Source organism: Paenibacillus sp. D2_2 (assembly GCF_031199965.1).
Lineage (GTDB): Bacteria > Bacillota > Bacilli > Paenibacillales > Paenibacillaceae > Fontibacillus.
In genome coordinates this window covers 4224096-4241566 of record NZ_CP133605.1, presented here as the reverse complement: position 1 = coordinate 4241566, position 17471 = coordinate 4224096, and the positions used below count along the sequence as shown (strand labels likewise).

Below are 17471 nucleotides of genomic sequence, written 5' to 3'. Positions count from 1 at the left end.
TATGGATAAGGGTGAAATGCAGTTTGAATTTGCTCTGCCAATGCCAGGCAAGATCGATTACACTTCTTTGAAGCTGCAGCAAAATGATCCTGGCCAGCGAACGAAGACGATGATCTGGAATTTTACTGAAGCCAAGTGGGAAGATCTGATATGGAACAATGGTGAAGTGCAAATCCCTGAGCCTGTCTCTAATTATATACTGAACGGCACAGTGGTGAGGGTCGCCGTGAATGCTGAAGAGTGGTCCAGCTTTGACATTCCGAAGATCTCGTTGAAAGGCCAGGTGAGCCCATGATCGAAATTAATAATTTGACGAAGATATATGGCAGCTTCCATGCTTTGGAATCCGTCAATATAAATATTGATAAGGGAACGGTGTTCGGTTTTGTCGGCCCTAACGGGGCTGGCAAGACAACCACGATGTCCATTCTGGCAACATTGCTGCTCCCTACCTCAGGGACAGCCAAGGTAGGCGGCTATGATGTTGTCCTGCACCCGCATGAGGTGCGTAAAAGAATTGGCTACATGCCGGATTTCTTCGGTGTGTACGACCAGTTTAAAACGACAGAATATCTGCATTTTTATGGTGCCAGTTATGGCATTCCGAGAGGAGAACGGGATAAGCTCATTCCGCAGCTCCTTGAGCTGGTGAATCTGAGTGATAAGAGGGACAGTTATGTAGACAGCTTGTCTCGGGGGATGAAGCAGCGCCTCTGTCTGGCACGTTGTCTCGTGCATGATCCTGAGGTGCTAATTCTCGATGAGCCAGCCTCTGGGCTTGATCCACGGGCGCGTATCGAGATGCGAGAGATCATCAAAGAATTGAAACTGATGGGCAAGACGATCATCATTTCTTCGCATATTTTGCCGGAACTGGCGGAGATGGTTGACGAGATTGGCGTCATCGAGCATGGCAGAATGGTTGCCCAGGGGAAAGTCGCCGAGATCCAGAACCGCTTAAGAGTCAAAAGAGTCCTTCATATCCGCACGCTGGGACAAGAGGAGAATCTGGGTGGCTGGCTACGGGACGAGGCCTTTGTCAGCCAGGTGCTCATCGATGCTACTGGTGTTCATATTCATTTTAATGGCGGTGATCTGGAGCAGTCGGAGCTGCTAGTCAGAATGGTCTCAGCGGGCTTTAAGATTATCTCCTTTAATGAGGCTCAGACGAATCTTGAAGATGTATTCCTTGAAATAACGAAAGGGGGAAGCGGCGAATGAATTGGCGAAGTATATTGATCAATCCTGTGCTGGATAAAGAATTTCGGCTAAGAATGAGAACCCCTCGCTCGGCGATTTCGTTGCTTACTTATGTGCTGGTGATGGGGCTGCTGGCGATGGGCATCATCTATGTGCTGACTTCTGGCGGGATGGGAGGGTCAGGTCGCTTTGATCCTACGATCAGTCGTCTTATTTTCTACGCATTAAGCTTTGCCCAATTAGTCATGATCGCATTCATGACGCCGGCGTTAACGGCAGGTGTAATCAGTGGAGAGCGCGAGAAGCAAACGCTTAGTATGCTGCTAACGACGCAGCAGAGTTCAGCTACGATTATACTGAGCAAATTACTGTCCTCGCTTAGCTTCATGACGCTGTTAATCGTGGCGACGATACCGGTATATTGTATTGTTTTCTTATATGGTGGGGTATCGCCGAAGCAACTTGTTGTTGTTTTTCTATTTTACTTGTTCATTATGCTGTTGCTAGGTTCAATCGGTATTTTCTTCTCTACCTTGTTCAAACGGACGATCATTGCGGTCATTGTGACTTACGGTGTTGGCTTAGTGATTTTTCTGGGCACCGGACTCATCTACCTGTTCGCCATGGCGATGACGCAAATGAATTACAATTCTTCTGTGAATACTCCGGAGTTTTCCTGGATCGGTTATATTCTTGGACTAAACCCGGGCGGAGCGCTGATTAGTATTTTTGAACCCTCATTCTCCAAGACTGCCTTCATGTCACGTGGAGGGAATATGGGGACGAGTGCACCGATTGAGCTGTGGCTGGAATTTATTATCGTCTACAGCATAGTGATTGTGTTGATGCTGTGGCTAGCCATCCGCTATATCCGTCCGGTGAGACGGCGCAGCAAGGACTCCGATATGATGGAAGAGAGCTATTCAGGCGAAGGCACCGGTAATGGAGAGAAGATGGAGCCTCAGCAATAAGAGTTTTATAGAGTATGGTTTGTAGAGAGGGGGGATTGGCTTGGAAAAGATATACCGCCAGCTGGAGATCGTCCGCAAGCGGCTGAAATGGCTGCGCGCGATAGATCAAGCAAGGATCGGTCTATTGGCCGGCATTACCTGTGCTCTGGTCTGTCTCATTGCCGGGAGGTTGTGGCCGATTGAAGCGATATGGGCATATGCTACGGCCTGCTTGCTGCTTGCACCAACTGTAGGTGGACTCTGGGGTTGGTTTGCCTATACTTCCGACAAGGAGTCTGCTAGGACAATGGATCGCTTAAACGGAAGCGGTGAAGCCGAGGATTTAATGGTTACGGCGCTAGCCTTTGCGGAATCAGATAGCCAGTTGGCTGGACAACAGCGTTTGCAGGCCGAAGGGTATGGCGCAGCGTTTATTTCCGGGCTGAAGAGCAATCTTCCTCTCATACATAGACCGAAATGGTGGATTTGTATTGGATTCGGCCTCGCCCTAGCTGCTGCGCTTATTGTGATGCCGAATCCGATGAATGACGTAATCGATAAACATAAGCAGGAGCGGCAATGGGTCAAAGCGCAGGTGAAAGAAGCGGATCAAATGATTGAGCAGCTTGAGAGTAAGTCATTGGATCCTTTGGTTAAGCAGGCTCTGAATGCAGAACTGCAGGCATTGCGGCAGTCACTGAAGGAGAGCCGAGCCGGGGAGCAGTCTCTTGAAGCGCTAGAAAATACGATGAAGAAATTGCAGGAGATGTCTGATCGACTTGAGCTTCAGCAGAAGGAAAGAAGCGCATGGTTAGACAAATGGAAGGCAAGTCCGTCTGCCGGAGGGCTGGGTAACGGATTGCAGCAGAATGACAAAGAGCAAGCAGGAAAAGAGATCGACAAGCTAAAATCAGATCTGCCTAAGCTTTCACCAGCGGAACGGAAGAAGCTGGCGGACGAGCTGCAGGGGTTAGCCACGGAAGCGCCGCAGAATGATGAGGAAGCGAAGCGACTTGCTGAAGCACTAAACAAAGCAGCTGAGGCGCTAGGCGAGGGTAATGCACGAGATGGAACTGGCGATGGAGCAATTGAAGCAGTTGGTGCAAGAGAATGCTGGGGCTTCTGCAGACCGTGCCCAGCAGCTCGCGGAGGCCTCTCAGCTCGCTTCGGCCTTGGCTAAGCAAGGACTCGGCCTGGCTCAGGATATGGCCGCTTCTGGGATGACGGTCGCTGATAGCTGGAGTATGGGTGGCCTTGCTGAGCAGCTGGCTTCTGCAGGAACTGGCAGTGCTGGTGGAGAGACCGGTTCAGACGGTTCTGACGACGAAGGTTCAGCTTCTACTGGCTCTTCCGGTTCTCAATCCGGCAGTGGATCGGGTGGATCTGGCCCTACTCAGGGAAATGGTTCCTCCACAGGCAGTGGTTCAAGCGGTGCGGGGACTGGGAACGGAAATAGCAATGGCAATGGCAATGGCGCTGGTAGCGGAAGTGGTAGTGGCAGCGGGACTGGCAGCGGTGGGAACGGAGCTGGTAGTGGAGGCTCTGGAGCAGGGCTAGGCAGTGGAGGTCGCAATCTGATCACCGCGCCCCGCGATTATAAAGGCAGTGGAAATGTTCAGAACGATGGAGGCCCGACTACTGGTGGCCAAGTGCAAAAAGGCGGGAAATCGCCTGTTTTTGAGGGAGTTAGCCGCCCATATAATGAGGTTTATAGTGATTACGCCTCTGAGGCCAAGCGCTCGCTGGAGCGGAGCGAATTGCCGCAGAGTATGCAGGGACTTGTAGAGCGTTATTTCATGGAGATAGATCCGGGCAGTTAAATGAGCGAGAGGGAGGAATAAATTATGCCGGATACGAAGGAGCAGGCCCCGGCCTGCAGAGAGACGATTTCTACCGTTAGGGAGGAAATCGGCAAGGTGATTGTCGGTCAGGAGAAGGTCGTCGAGCAGTTGCTGTGGTGTATTTTTTCCGGGGACACGCTCTGCTGGAGGGGATTCCCGGACTTGGGAAGACGATGCTCGTCCGTACGATCGCGGACACGCTGGAGTTGTCCTTCTCACGAATCCAATTTACGCCGGATTTAATGCCCAGCGATATTACCGGAACGAATGTCATTCGCTTCGGTCCGCAGGGGACGAATGAGATGGTGTTTCAGCCAGGACCGGTGTTCAGCCAGATTGTGCTCGCGGATGAGATTAACCGGGCTACTCCAAAGACACAGAGTGCCATGCTTGAGGCGATGCAGGAGCAGACGGTTACTGTCAGCGGAGAGACCCGGCGTTTGCCGCAGCCCTTCTTCGTGCTGGCAACTCAAAATCCGTTGGAGAACGAAGGAACGTATCCGTTGCCTGAAGCCCAGCTTGATCGCTTCATGTTGAAGATCAATGTCGATTATCCTACACCGGATGAGTTGAAGCAGATCGTGCACAGAACGACGGCGGCGGAGCAACCGCATGCGGTTCGTCAGGCGACCGCGGAGCAATTGCTGGAGATCCGGCAGGCCGCCAAGGAAATTCTGTTAGCCGATGAAGTGCTGGACTATGGCATTTCTCTGTTGATGATGACCCATCCTCAGGAAGCATCGGCTCCGGAGTCGGTCCGTAAATACGTTAGCTTCGGTTCGGGTCCACGCGGAATTCAGTCCATGGTCGCGATCGCTAAGGTAAGAGCACTCTGCAAGGGACGCTGGCATGTCTCAACGGGAGATCTGGCTGCAGTTGCTGTTCCAACCTTACGCCATCGCTTATTCTTGAATTTCGAAGGCCAGGCGATGGGCATATCGACGGATTCACTGATTGAAGAGATTATCGCGAAGCTGGAGAGCTCACGATGACAGTCCCTTTGTTACCTCCGGCTCTCTTGCCACGTCTGGAAAGGCTATCGCTGATATCAGGCAGGCGAGTCCGGGGACGGCACAGGGCAAACGTCGTTCCGGCAGCTTTGGAGCATCGCTGGAATTTGCCGATTATAGGCAATATTCTCCCGGCGACGATATTCGCCGCTTTGATTGGAGCGTCTATTCCCGGACGGGGCGTCCCTTCGTACGCCAATATTGGGATGAGCAGGAGCTTCCCATCAGCCTGTACCTTGACGTGTCTGCCTCTATGGATCACCGCGGAGCAGGAGGAGCTACAGTGTCTGGACAGGCTGCGGGATCGCATCGTGAACCGTCGGCAGCTGAGGGTTCGACGAATGGGAGTTCGCTCGGCGGGATCTTCTCGCAAGAACCGAGAAATAACGAAGATTCGAAGTTGCATTATGCCAAGCAGCTGGCAGCCGCTGTCGGTTATATTGCCTTCGCAGGCTCTGACCGGGTGCAGACCTATTTGTTTAACTCCAAGGTGGAAGCCACGCTTCCTCCGCTGCGCAGCAAGGCGTCTGCGGTAAAGCTGTTTTCATTTATACAGTCGGTGAATGCGGGTGGGGCGGGAAATATGGCTTCGGCGCTGAGCAGCGCACTGTCCATGCCCGGCAACCAGGAATGGCCTGGATTTTCTCCGATCTATGGCTGGAGGGCGGGCTTGAAGAGCTGAAGCAAAGCTTGGAAATGCTACAGGCGGCAAGACAAGAAATTGTTCTGGTTCATGTCCTTTCCAGGGAAGAGCTTAATCCTCGGCTTAGTGGGGACCTGCGCCTGATCGACATTGAGCTAGGGACAGGCAAGGAGGTAGCTATCACCGGCAAGATACTCGAGAAATATATGGCGGCCCTGGAGCGTTATACAGAAGGAATCTCCCGTTACTGTAATGAACGTGGAATCCGTTATGTTATAGCCCCTTGCGACCAGTCCTTGGAGACGGGGATTTTTGAAACGCTGCGCAAGACGGGGGCTATTGGGGTCTAGTAACATTGGTTCATATGCTGTGGAGCGGAAATAGCGAAAATACCGAAAATAACGAAAATACCTGCAAAAATACATCTTTTTTGCGGTGAGATGCCCTTGAGGAGAAAAAAACCTGCAAAAGTGCAGGTTTTCTATACGATTTGGCCCTGACTCTCGAAAAATGAGGACAAAAGTCTGCAGATTTGCATCTTTTTCTTAAAAAGAGTGAGTTTGGCGAATAAAAAGATGCAGACTTGCAGTTTTTTATTCCGTCAAGGTAACTTGGTGGGTAAAAGAGGGAAGCGGCATTGTATCTCTCAGATTGGAGTCATCCTGCTGACCAGCAGCTTATGGATTAGCAGAGGTGTGGCCGCTCGCCCTTGAACTGGCCTTGATTTAGAGGGCTTTCTTATCGAAACGCGGACTAGTTGAACTACCTTAAGGAGGGGAGCAGCATGGGGATAGCGTTGTGGTCCGGCCTATGGTTCGGTTTGGCCATTCCGGTCATTCTGCTCATGTATTTGTTCAAGCGAAAATACATAGATACGACGGTATCGAGCCATCTGCTATGGAATCATGTTCTCCGCAACATTGAGGCGAACCGTCCTTGGCAGAAGCTGCAGAACCGTCTGCTATTATGGCTGCAGTTGCTTGTGGCTGCGCTGCTTGTATTTGCGCTTATGGCTCCATATTTATGGGTCCAGGGCGGAAGTAAGCATACGGTTGTGATTGTTGATGCCTCAGCGAGCATGAGTACACTATTGGACGAGCAGGCGGAGCAGGGGGCTGATCGGGCTGGTGATACAGCTACCGGGAACGGTAAGCTCGGTCGGGAAGCAGGGAGTTCGGGCACGCAGCTCGGGAATGAAACCGTTCGACAGGAAGCTGAAAAGTCCGTGACGATCAGTTTGGGTGGAAAAGACGTAAGGCAGATCGGAACGATTAGTCGAATGGAATGGCTAAAAGGCGAGCTAAGCGAATTCACCGCTTCTCTGAGCAAGAAGAGTGAACTGACGCTGCTTAAATTGGGTAGTAAGCCGGAGGTGCTTCTGTCACACGAGAATGATCGTGGTAAATGGAAGCAAGCGATATCGTCGTTAGCTGTAGACTATGGGGCATCCGCGTACCGTGAGACGCTGTCCCTGGCTGCGGCCATGACGAAGGACGATCCAGAGGCGCAGGTCGTTATTTTTACCGATGGGCGTTGGATGGAGCGTTCTGACGATATTCTATTTGATGTTCCTGTCAGTATTATGACGATTGGTGATACGAAGATTGGTAATGCTACCATTGAACAGTTTGGGGTGCGAAATAAGGAGGCGTCTGGGACGGTAGATGGGGTTGCCATCGTTCGCAATGATGGAAGCGATGAACTGGAGGCCGAACTGCATCTATACGGAGACGACCGACTATTGGCTTCGCGTCAAGTTGTGATTAGCGCGAGACAAGCTGTGACGGAATCTTTTGCCGAGCTACCTGCGGCGGAGGTTTATCGGCTTACGCTGAGTCCGGGTGATTCTTATCTATTGGATAATGAGGCCTTTGCATTTCGGGAGCAACATGCTGCTCCTAATGTGCTACTAGTCTCCCGAGGCAATCTATTTCTGGAAAAAGCGTTACAACTCGCCGGAGCAAGCGTAATCCGTATGACTCCAGCTGACAAGGATGGAAATGGAGAGGTGGAAGAGCCTACACTACCTGAGCAAACACCGGAAATCATTGTTGCTGATGGCAGTATGCCGGATTACATGCAACATGGAGCTTGGGCGGAACTGGTGTCTCGAACTCCGCTTTGGACCATTGGGGGAGCTGGCGACAAGCTTCAATTATCAAGCGGAGAACTAAAAATAGAGGATCATCCTCTGACTCGTTATTTTACGTTAAAGGATTCACCAACAGGCTTTCTTTATCAAGCGCAGGTACCTGAATGGGCCAAGACAATTATGAAAATCGATCGATTGCCGGCGATCTATGCGGGGAGCGAAGCTGGAACGGCAAGACTTGGATTTCTGTTTGCGCTTGAAGACAGTGATCTACCGTTACGTTCCGAATTTCCGATACTGGTGCATAATGCGGTGGAGTGGTTGCAATCCGGAAGGGCGACTGGCCTTGGTAGGGCTATGGTTGAAGCAAAGGTCGCCATTCCAGTGAATCCCGACGCCAAGCAGGGGAGATGGACTCCGGTCAGCGGGTATGCGCTGTCAAGCAAAGCTGCTGATATTCCCGCAGAAGCGAAGGGCGGAAGTATATTAGTTGAGCAGACAGCACCGGCGATTCCCGGGTTGTGGCGGTTCGTGCAGCGCGATGTGGATGGGAATGAGTTGGCCAGTTACTATTTACAGACAACGGCCAGTCCGCTGGAATCGTCCACTCAAGCAGTGTGGCCGTTGCAGCCGGCCGCTGCAGCGCAGGGCGGTGAGCAGATGGAACAGTCTGGAAATGAAGTAACTGACGGTACAGGGAATAGCCCAGCAGTACAGGACAGTGAGTCTGGGCAGACAGCCAGAGCGGGAGAAGGGCGCGGAGATTTTTCGAGCAGGTACTCGCTTGCTTACCTGATCGCACTGCTCGCTTTTATCGTTATTTTTGCCGAGTGGGGGGTGTATCAGCGTGGGCGTTCAATTTGAGCATCCCTTATTCTTATTGCTATTCATTGCGGTCGTGGCCTTTACTGTGTATGCCTTCCGCAGTGACTTCCGCTTAAGCGGAGCGAGGAGAAAGTGGGCGATCGGCCTCAGAATCATGGTAGCGATACTGCTCATCCTGGTGATGTCAGGCTTCCATACATTCAGAATGGTGTACGACAAGGAAATGGTGTTTGTCCTTGACCGTTCGGCAAGTATGCCGGAGGGCGAGCCAGCATTGGGGTGGATGAATGAAGCGGTTCAAGGCAAAAACCCCCGGGACAAACTGGGCATTGTCGGGTCGGGACTTGATGCGGCCGTGGAGAAAAGTCTTGATACTGGATGGTCGGAAAATACTGGCTCGAAAGCGGCGATAAACCCGCAATATACAAATCTTGAAAAGGGGCTTCAGTTAGCTGGTAGCATGTTCAGCGGGCATGGTGGCGGCCGGATCGTTCTCATTTCAGATGGGGAAGAGAATGTGGGCGATGTACGCTCCGCTGCTCTGTTGTTGCGGGAACGTGGAATAACACTTGATGTGCTGCCGAATGATCGTAAGCCGATCCAGGATGTGGCGATAGAGTCACTGAAGATGCCGGACAAGCTGTATCAAGCCGAGTCATTCAACTTCGAGGTTACAGTGCAGAGCACTTTTGCCGGTGAAGGGGAACTAAGGCTCTATGAGGATAATGAGGAGATCGGCCGTACGAAGCTGACCTTGGAGCGCGGAGAAAACCGTGTGGCTTTGCAGGGCTTGGCTCGAAAAACGGGGATGCATCGCTATCGGGCAGAGGTGTTCGCCTCTGGAGACGAGCAGGCGGCGAATAATGTGTCCTACGCTTTTACGAGAGTAACAGGGAGCCCGAAGGTGCTGATCGTGGAAGGTGAAGCGAATACGAGCACCAATTTGGAAAATTCACTGAAATCCAGCTTGATCAACTATGAGGTCACTGCCCCCGGAATGCTGCCGCTTGAGCTAGCGAAGTATGCTGGATATGACAGTATAATCTTCAATAATGTGTCCGGTGAGCAGGTCGGTGGCAAGCAGATGGGGCTGATTGAGCAAGCGGTGCGTTCTTACGGCATCGGATTTATGATGGTAGGCGGAGAAGACAGCTTTGGAATGGGCGGTTATTTCAAGACGCCGATTGAGAAGCTGCTGCCTGTATCAATGGAGCTGGAGGGCAAGCGGGAGGTCCCGTCGCTCGGTCTGATTCTGGTGATTGACCGTTCCGGAAGTATGGAGGGCGATAAGCTCAAGCTGGCCAAGGAATCGGCGATGCGCACGGTTGAACTGCTCAGGGCTAAGGATACCGTGGGCGTAGTAGCATTCGATGATCAACCTTGGTGGGTAGTTGAACCACAGGTCCTCAGTGATAAAGATTTTGTTCTATCGCAGATCAATAGCATTCCGAGCGCTGGCGGTACGGATATTTATCCTGCGGTTGCTGATGCGACGAAGAAGATGCTTGATGTTCAGGCACAGCGCAAGCATATTATTCTTCTAACAGATGGCCAGTCGGCAGGTAGTTCAGGTTACAACGATCTGCTGAATACGATGCTAGAAGAGAAAATTACGATGTCCACCGTGGCAGTAGGCGAGGACGCGGATGTGAATCTGCTGCAGTCGCTGGCAGATGGGGCCAAGGGGCGCTACTATTATGTTCAGGATGCGACGACACTACCGGCTATCTTTAGCCGTGAGGCAGCGATGATATCCAGAACGTATGTAGTGAACAAACCTTTCGTTCCGGCCTTGGTACAGCCTGGTGATTGGCAGTCTTTGTTTGCTGACGGGCTACCGCAGATTTATGGCTATGTGGCCGCTACGCCAAAAGCGACGGCGCAGACGGTTCTGTCCAGCCCGGAACCTGATCCATTGCTAGCACGCTGGCAGTATGGTTCAGGGCGTACTGTAGCCTGGACTAGTGATATGACCGGCAAATGGTCGCGGGATTGGGTGGGATGGCCGCGCTTTGCCGAGATTTTTGCGGAGATGGTGAAGTGGACATTGCCGCAGTTCACGGCTTCGGATTATGCTGTGCAGACAACGGTTGAAGGCAATCAGGTTCGTTTCGAAGTCAGAGCAGACGAAGAGGTTCTGCCTGGGAAGCTTGATGCTGTAATCAGTTCGGAAGCCGTACCTGAGCAGCGGGTGCCGCTTCTTCAGACTTCTCCAGGGATTTATACGGGTTCGATAGAGGTGAGTGATCCGGGTTCTTTTCTGGTGCAGCTACAGGGGAAGAGAATGAGGATGGGCTCCGGCCAAGCTATGGTTCGGGGAGCGGCTTTGTTGTTCCGTATTCTCCCGAATATTCGCTTGCATCCGGGAACCCGCCGGACAAGCTCGCCGCTCTGGCCGAGCTGTCCGGCGGGCGGGTGCTGAGCTGGGATAAACCAGGCGAAGCGCTGAAGTATCATGCGGCGGGCTACGCCGAGCCGCATGATTGGGAGCGCCCGCTGCTGATCGCGGCGCTCCTGCTCTGGCTCGCCGACATCGCCGTGCGGCGGATGTCGCTGCCCTGGGGCCGCATCGCGGAGCGCCTGCGGCCATGGGGGCGCCGCGCTGGAACGCGCGCGGCAGCGGCACAGTCCGGCCCGCCTGAGGCGGTGCCGGACGCCGGGCTCGCCCGGCTGGCGGCGCGCAAGTCGCGCGCAGCCGCCTTTTATGGCGCGGGCGGCGAGGATCGCCCCGCCGCCGCGCCCGCGGCCCCGCCCCACGCGAAGCGGGGCGGGCCTTCGCCCGCAGCGCCGAGCGAGCGGGCAGAGGCGGCCCCGGCCTCTCCTCCTGCGGAGGAGGCCGGGAGGTCGCAGGCTGGCGCAGACGAAGCCGCGCCAGAGGGGACGCGCTTGGCCGGCTGCTTGCAGCCAAGCAGCGTGGCAAGCGCTAGCGCAGCGGCGAGCATACAGCCGCAGCAGATAACAGAACAGCGGTGGGACCATGGTCCCACCGCTGTTTGCGTTGCTTTAATGAACACGACATTAGCTTCATATGCGGAGATTACCATAGACACCCATGCTGCTGCTCATCATACGACACTATGAACGCCAAAGTACATAATGTTCAAGTTTTAGCGAGCCGATATAGTTGCAATGGGAGGGGATAGAGAAAACAGTAGCACACTATAACGAAACTGTGACACCTTATATTCGCAAAAATGAGGGTAATACAAATCTAACGAAACACCATATCGCTATTGAATAGGAATAAGGCTGTTTAGCTTCATTTTTAGTTAAATAGCGATACCCAGTTTCGTTAGAATTTGCAGGGGCCGAATTTAGCTTAAATAACGATTGGTAGTTTCGTTAGAGTATGAAGTAGCTTCGTTTATATGGGGAAATATTAAGGTTCCAGTTCGCACTATAGTTATCGTCATATTAATGCGAATGATATTTCTTTTCGAGTACATGATTAATGCGTAGCTCAAAATAATAGAAGAGTATAGTACGAAGCTAAATGTGAATCGTTTGCCCAGTATCGTGTACCTTGCAGGGCCATTCATGACAAGAGATACCGTTCTTTCGCAAATTGCGTAATTCTGGGGCAAGGAATGGAAATAATGGTATGGAAAAGGTATGCTTGAAGTGATATAATGAATAAAGTCAAAATGATCTTTTCAAATTGAATGTTTTGTGAAAATGGTTACGCCTAACTTTCAGTTATATCTCTTCATTTAACTAAGGAGGAAACAAAATGCCAGTGTCAGACAACAACAATACGATTGAGAATCTGTCAATTACGACGATTCGTACGCTTGCGATCGACGCGATCGAGAAAGCAAAATCCGGTCATCCGGGAATGCCAATGGGTTCCGCTCCAATGGGGTATCAATTGTTCGCCAAGACAATGAATCATAACCCAGAGAATCCAACTTGGGTAAACCGCGACCGCTTCGTGCTGTCCGCAGGTCATGGCTCAATGCTACTCTATAGCTTGCTTCATTTGAGTGGTTATGATCTTTCCCTTGAGGATCTCAAGCAATTCCGTCAATGGGGAAGTAAGACGCCTGGTCACCCAGAATGGGGACACACAGCTGGTGTTGACGCTACAACTGGTCCGCTGGGTCAAGGTATCTCGATGGCAGTCGGCATGGCAATGGCTGAGACTCAAATGGCTGCAACCTACAATAAGGATGACTTCAAAGTTGTCGATCACTATACTTACGGAATCTGCGGTGACGGCGACCTGATGGAAGGCGTAGCCAGCGAGGCTGCTTCCATGGCAGGCCATTTGAAGCTGGGCAAGCTCATCTTCCTGTATGACTCGAACGACATTACGCTGGATGGCACGTTGAACCTTAGTTTCTCTGAAAATGTAAGACAACGCTTCGATGCTTATGGCTGGCAGACATTGCTTGTTGAGGATGGCAACGATCTTAACGCGCTGGCAGCAGCTATCGAAGAAGCGAAAGCTGACACTGATCGTCCTACCCTGATCGAAGTGAAGACGGTTATTGGCTACGGTAGCCCGAACAAGCAAGGTAAAGGTGGCCACGGCGGTACACATGGTTCTCCACTTGGTACTGAAGAAGCGAAGCTGACTAAGGAATTCTATAAATGGGTTTATGAAGAGGACTTCTATGTTCCTGAAGAAGTACGCGAGCATTTCGCTAAAGTGAAGGCGCACGGAATTGCTGCAAACCAAGCATGGGATGAAGCTTTTGCTAAATACAAAGCGCAATATCCTGAGCTGGCTGCTCAGTTCGAGACGGCTGTAGCAGGCGATCTACCTCAAGGTTGGGATGCTGACCTTCCTAAATATAATGTTGAAGACAAAGCAGTCTCTACTCGCGTTGCTTCCGGTAACGCCTTGAACGGTCTTGTAAATCGTGTACCACAATTGTTGGGCGGTTCCGCTGACCTGGAGAGCTCGACGATGACTCACTTGAATGGAATCGACAACTATACTACAGACAATCGTGCTGGACGTAACCTGTACTTCGGCGTACGCGAGTTCGGGATGGCAGCAGCGATGAACGGAATTATGTTGCACAGCGGATTGAAGGTATTTGGCGGTACATTCTTCGTATTTACGGATTACCTCCGTCCTGCAGTACGTCTGGCTGCATTGATGAAATTGCCGGTAACTTATGTACTGACACATGATAGTATTGCAGTTGGTGAAGACGGACCTACGCATGAACCGATTGAACAATTAGCTTCCTTGCGCATCATTCCTGGTCTGACTGTACTCCGTCCGGCTGACGGCAACGAGACTTCCGCTGCATGGGCATATGCTGTAGAGAACAAAGAAAATCCAGTAGCGCTCGTACTGACTCGTCAGAACCTGCCTATTCTGGAGAAGAGTGCTGAGCTTGCTCGTGAAGGCATCAAACGCGGCGGTTATGTCGTATCCGATGCGAAGGACGGCAAACCAGTGGCACAAATTATTGCAACAGGATCTGAAGTACAGCTGGCTGTGAAGGCTCAAGCAGCACTCGCAGAGGAAGGCATTCATGTACGCGTCGTTAGCTTGCCAAGCTGGGATCTGTTCGATAAACAAGACAAAGCATATAAAGACTCGGTTATTCTTCCAGATGTTAAAGCTCGTGTCGCTGTTGAAATGGCACATCCATTCGGTTGGGAACGTTATGTAGGTGAGCAAGGAACAATCATCGGCATCGATACTTTCGGTGCATCTGCTCCTGGCGACAAGGTTATGGCCGAGTATGGCTTCACTGTAAGAACGTAGTTAAGCATGTGAAGGAACAATTGAAATAAAGTCCAAGCAGCGTGTTTCTTGATATACTTTTTGAAACATAGTGAGAGGAGCGGGAAGTGTGACGCAGGAGTGGAAGAATGCAACAGTTGAGAAGGCAGCCAACATATTCTTTGACGGCCGAGTAACGAGTCGAACTGTTTGGCTTCAGGACGGTAGCAAAATCACGCTTGGGATCATGCTTCCTGGTGAATATGAATTCGAGACAGATTCTATTGAAGTCATCAATGTCATTTCCGGTGAGATGGAGTTCCTTCTTTCTGGGGAGACTTTGTGGCGGGAAATTAGCGGCCGGGTACGTTCTCCGTCTCTGCTCATTCTTCGTTCAAGGTGAAAATTCATAGTGTAACGGATTACTGCTGCTCTTACGGATCAGCAGCTTGTGAGAACAAGTAAATAATGAAAGGCAGGAACAGCTTGTACGCTGAACCTGCCTTTTGACAATGATGGTTGGATAGGAATCGATCGAAAAATGGATTAGGACTGCGTATCGCCGATCTTCTGGCCGATCCATGCTTCATAAATTTTCACCACAGAGGATAAGTCCTCATCGCCATAACCTTCGGTCTGACCTGCCTGGAACAGGCTCTTGGCCAGATTCAGCATAGGCGCGGGAATTCCAGAAGTGTCCGTCAGAGACGAAGCCAGCTTCAAATCCTTCAGCATGAGAGCCAGCGAGAACTGGTTCGTGAAATCATGCTCGATGATTTTACGGCCTTTGAGCTCCGCCGCTTTGCTTCCTGCTGAACCAAGCTGTACGAGTTCAAGGAATCTGTCCACAGGCAGGCCGGATTTTGCGGCGATGGAGAAGCCTTCGATTAGAGCCAGATTATTGATGCCTACGATTGTATTGTGAGCGATTTTCGCTACGGCGCCGCTTCCGTTAGGACCCATGTACAGTAGCTTCTTACCCATTACATCGAAGAGGTCACGGCATGTCTCAACAGTGTTGGCATTACCGCCTACCATGAAGACGAGTGTTCCGTCGATCGCGGCTGGTGAGCTACCAGTTACAGGGGCATCGAGGAAATCTCCTCCACGTTCTTGCACCTTTGCTGCCGTCTGCTTCACAAGCGCAGGGGAGATTGTACTGCAGTCGATGACGATTGTGTTAGGCTTCAGGCCAGCGAGAACACCTTCTGAACCGTCAAATACAGCTTCTATCGATTGGTCATTGCTTACCATTGTAATGACAATGTCGGTTGCTGCTGTTGCTTCTTTAGGTGATGCTGCTTGTTTGGCACCTTGGTTTACTAGGGAAGCGCACTTTGAAGCGGTGCGGTTATACACGGTAACTTCATAACCTGCTTTCAGCAAGTTTGCAGCCATCGGAGCGCCCATCGTACCCAGGCCGATAAATCCTATTTTTTTCATGATTGTCCACCTCTTTTAAAGTATCTGCAAACATATTTATATTTTAACATGTTGGCAGGAAGGGTGTATATTGTGCCCTTGTGTTCATATTGGTTTTACAGTATCCTATTTTTAAGTTGTTTTAAGAGGATGTTCAAAAAGTCCGCTTTTGATCACGAAGTGAATCAGGAAGTGGGCTCGGCATCGAATCTTGAATTCAGCCGGGCTAAGAGGATGCTTACGAAGTAATGTTTCCTCCGGAAACATCTCAGGTGCTCACGTAGGTTTTGCCTACGTTCCGCTCCTCGGTCCCTAGCTTCATTCAACCTTCTCGGTGCTGAAAAAAGACCTTTTTGAACTTCTATTTAAGAGGAGAATTGACTACTATTACCTCTTGTGGATAGGCTGTGCGATAAATATACAGATGGAGGTTTGTTTCAAATGAGTAAAAAAGTAACGTTTGATTACAGCAATGCTCTTGAATTCGTAGGACAGCATGAGATTGATTATTTCGCTGAGCCAATTCGTCTTGCCCATGAGCAGCTACATAAAGGTACAGGTGCAGGATCCGACTATCTTGGCTGGATTGACCTTCCTACCGAATTTGATAAAGAGGAATTTGCCCGCATTAAGAAGGCGGCTGCCAAAATCCAAAACGATTCTGAAGTATTGATCGTAATCGGCATCGGTGGTTCTTATCTCGGCGCACGCGCTGCAATTGAATCCTTGTCGCATTCGTTCTATAATTTGCTTCCTAAAGATAAACGCAAAACTCCTGAGATCTATTTTGCAGGTAACAATATCAGCTCCACTTATGTGAATCACTTGCTTGACCTGATCGAAGGCAAGGATTTCTCCGTGAATGTTATTTCTAAGTCCGGAACAACGACGGAACCAGCGATTGCTTTCCGTATTTTCCGTGCAGCACTGGAGAAGAAATACGGCAAGGAAGAAGCTCGCAAGCGCATCTACGCAACAACAGACCGTGAGAAGGGCGCTCTCAAGAAGCTCTCGAACGAAGAAGGTTACGAGTCCTTCGTCATTCCGGATGATGTAGGCGGACGTTATTCCGTTCTTACTCCGGTTGGCTTGCTTCCAATTGCTGTTGCTGGTATTGACATCGATGCAATGATGCAAGGCGCAGCTGATGCTGCGAAGGAATACAGCAATCCAAATGTAGCAGAGAATGAGAGCTACCAATACGCTGCTGTGCGCAACGCATTGTATCGTAAAGGCAAAGCAACTGAAATTCTCGTTAACTATGAGCCATCTCTGCACTATGTATCCGAATGGTGGAAGCAGCTCTTCGGCGAGAGCGAAGGCAAAGATTATAAAGGCATCTTCCCAGCAGCAGTTGATTTCTCGACAGATCTACACTCCATGGGTCAATTCATTCAAGAGGGCAACCGCAACATCTTTGAGACGGTTATTCAAGTGACTGAAGTACCAAGCCATATTACGATCGAATCCGATCCGGACGATCTTGATGGATTGAACTTCCTGGAAGGCAAGACGATGGACTTCGTGAACAAGAAGGCATTCCAAGGAACCTTGCTTGCGCATACAGATGGTCAAGTGCCTAACCTGGTCGTTAATGTACCGGATATGACTCCGTACTCTTTCGGCTATCTCGTATACTTCTTTGAAAAAGCTTGCGGCATCAGCGGTTACCTGTCGGGCGTGAATCCATTCGACCAACCAGGCGTTGAAGCTTACAAGAAAAATATGTTCGCGCTTCTTGGCAAACCGGGCTATGAGAAAGAAAAAGCAGCTCTGGAAGCAAGACTGTCCGAATAATTTTA

At 50.8% G+C, this 17471-nt stretch carries 12 protein-coding genes and 3 pseudogenes; 14 read left to right on the top strand and 1 reads right to left on the bottom strand.

Going from position 1 to position 17471, the window contains the following annotated elements:
* Window position 1: 1 nt before the first annotated feature.
* The 13 genes and pseudogenes from RE628_RS21670 (at window position 2) to RE628_RS21610 (ending at window position 14712) form a co-directional block, all read left to right on the top strand.
* The gene (locus RE628_RS21670) at window positions 2-295 is read left to right on the top strand and encodes a DUF8815 domain-containing protein (protein WP_309154985.1); all 294 of its coding nucleotides are present in this window, start codon (window positions 2-4) and stop codon (window positions 293-295) included.
* Complete coding sequence (locus tag RE628_RS21665; protein ID WP_309154984.1) at window positions 292-1221, top strand: ABC transporter ATP-binding protein; 930 nt, start codon at window positions 292-294, stop codon at window positions 1219-1221. The genes RE628_RS21670 and RE628_RS21665 overlap by 4 nt, the downstream gene beginning before the upstream one ends.
* A complete protein-coding gene (locus RE628_RS21660) occupies window positions 1218-2171 on the top strand; it encodes an ABC transporter permease (protein ID WP_309154982.1) in 954 nt (317 codons plus the stop codon). Before RE628_RS21665 ends, RE628_RS21660 begins: the two co-directional genes overlap by 4 nt.
* A 40-nt stretch (window positions 2172-2211) precedes the next feature.
* The gene (locus RE628_RS21655) at window positions 2212-3330 is read left to right on the top strand and encodes a hypothetical protein (RefSeq protein ID WP_309154981.1); all 1119 of its coding nucleotides are present in this window, start codon (window positions 2212-2214) and stop codon (window positions 3328-3330) included.
* Entirely contained in the window at window positions 3218-3970 is a 753-nt protein-coding gene (locus tag RE628_RS21650) for a DUF8809 domain-containing protein (protein ID WP_309154980.1), read from the top strand. The genes RE628_RS21655 and RE628_RS21650 overlap by 113 nt, the downstream gene beginning before the upstream one ends.
* A gap of 24 nt (window positions 3971-3994) precedes the next feature.
* Window positions 3995-4983, top strand: a pseudogene (locus tag RE628_RS21645) (AAA family ATPase).
* A complete protein-coding gene (locus RE628_RS21640; RefSeq protein ID WP_309154979.1) occupies window positions 4946-5683 on the top strand; it encodes a DUF58 domain-containing protein in 738 nt (245 codons plus the stop codon). The pseudogene RE628_RS21645 and the gene RE628_RS21640 overlap by 38 nt, the downstream one beginning before the upstream one ends.
* Window positions 5632-5994, top strand: a complete 363-nt coding sequence (locus tag RE628_RS21635) for a hypothetical protein (protein WP_309154978.1) — start codon at window positions 5632-5634, stop codon at window positions 5992-5994. The genes RE628_RS21640 and RE628_RS21635 overlap by 52 nt, the downstream gene beginning before the upstream one ends.
* A 434-nt stretch (window positions 5995-6428) precedes the next feature.
* On the top strand, window positions 6429-8600 hold the full coding sequence (locus RE628_RS21630; RefSeq protein WP_309154975.1) for a vWA domain-containing protein: 2172 nt from the start codon (window positions 6429-6431) through the stop codon (window positions 8598-8600).
* Entirely contained in the window at window positions 8584-10983 is a 2400-nt protein-coding gene (locus RE628_RS21625; RefSeq protein ID WP_309154973.1) for a VWA domain-containing protein, read from the top strand. Before RE628_RS21630 ends, RE628_RS21625 begins: the two co-directional genes overlap by 17 nt.
* 464 nt (window positions 10984-11447) lie before the next feature.
* Window positions 11448-11642: a hypothetical protein gene (locus tag RE628_RS21620; RefSeq protein WP_309154971.1), complete on the top strand. Its 195-nt coding sequence runs from the start codon at window positions 11448-11450 to the stop codon at window positions 11640-11642.
* Between the two features lie 649 nt (window positions 11643-12291).
* Window positions 12292-14318 (top strand): annotated as a pseudogene (gene tkt / locus RE628_RS21615) (transketolase).
* Between the two features lie 59 nt (window positions 14319-14377).
* A pseudogene (locus tag RE628_RS21610) lies at window positions 14378-14712 on the top strand (pyrimidine/purine nucleoside phosphorylase).
* A gap of 81 nt (window positions 14713-14793) precedes the next feature.
* Here the strand turns inward: RE628_RS21610 and RE628_RS21605 are convergent.
* On the bottom strand, window positions 14794-15690 hold the full coding sequence (locus tag RE628_RS21605) for an NAD(P)-dependent oxidoreductase (RefSeq protein WP_309154969.1): 897 nt from the start codon (window positions 15688-15690) through the stop codon (window positions 14794-14796).
* 420 nt (window positions 15691-16110) lie between these two features.
* Between RE628_RS21605 and RE628_RS21600 the strand changes: the two genes are divergently transcribed.
* Window positions 16111-17466 (top strand): glucose-6-phosphate isomerase, encoded by a 1356-nt coding sequence (locus RE628_RS21600; RefSeq protein ID WP_309154967.1) that lies wholly within the window; start codon window positions 16111-16113, stop codon window positions 17464-17466.
* Window positions 17467-17471 lie beyond the last annotated feature (5 nt).

Bases quoted from the DNA above. Each gene is read 5' to 3' on its own strand.
- RE628_RS21670 (WP_309154985.1), top strand. From the start codon at position 2: ATGGATAAGGGTGAAATGCAGTTTGAATTTGCTCTGCCAATGCCAGGC.
- RE628_RS21665 (WP_309154984.1), top strand. From the start codon at position 292: ATGATCGAAATTAATAATTTGACGAAGATATATGGCAGCTTCCATGCT.
- RE628_RS21660 (WP_309154982.1), top strand. From the start codon at position 1,218: ATGAATTGGCGAAGTATATTGATCAATCCTGTGCTGGATAAAGAATTT.
- RE628_RS21650 (WP_309154980.1), top strand. From the start codon at position 3,218: ATGGAACTGGCGATGGAGCAATTGAAGCAGTTGGTGCAAGAGAATGCT.
- RE628_RS21635 (WP_309154978.1), top strand. From the start codon at position 5,632: ATGGCCTGGATTTTCTCCGATCTATGGCTGGAGGGCGGGCTTGAAGAG.
- RE628_RS21630 (WP_309154975.1), top strand. From the start codon at position 6,429: ATGGGGATAGCGTTGTGGTCCGGCCTATGGTTCGGTTTGGCCATTCCG.
- RE628_RS21605 (WP_309154969.1), bottom strand. From the start codon at position 15,690: ATGAAAAAAATAGGATTTATCGGCCTGGGTACGATGGGCGCTCCGATG.
- RE628_RS21600 (WP_309154967.1), top strand. From the start codon at position 16,111: ATGAGTAAAAAAGTAACGTTTGATTACAGCAATGCTCTTGAATTCGTA.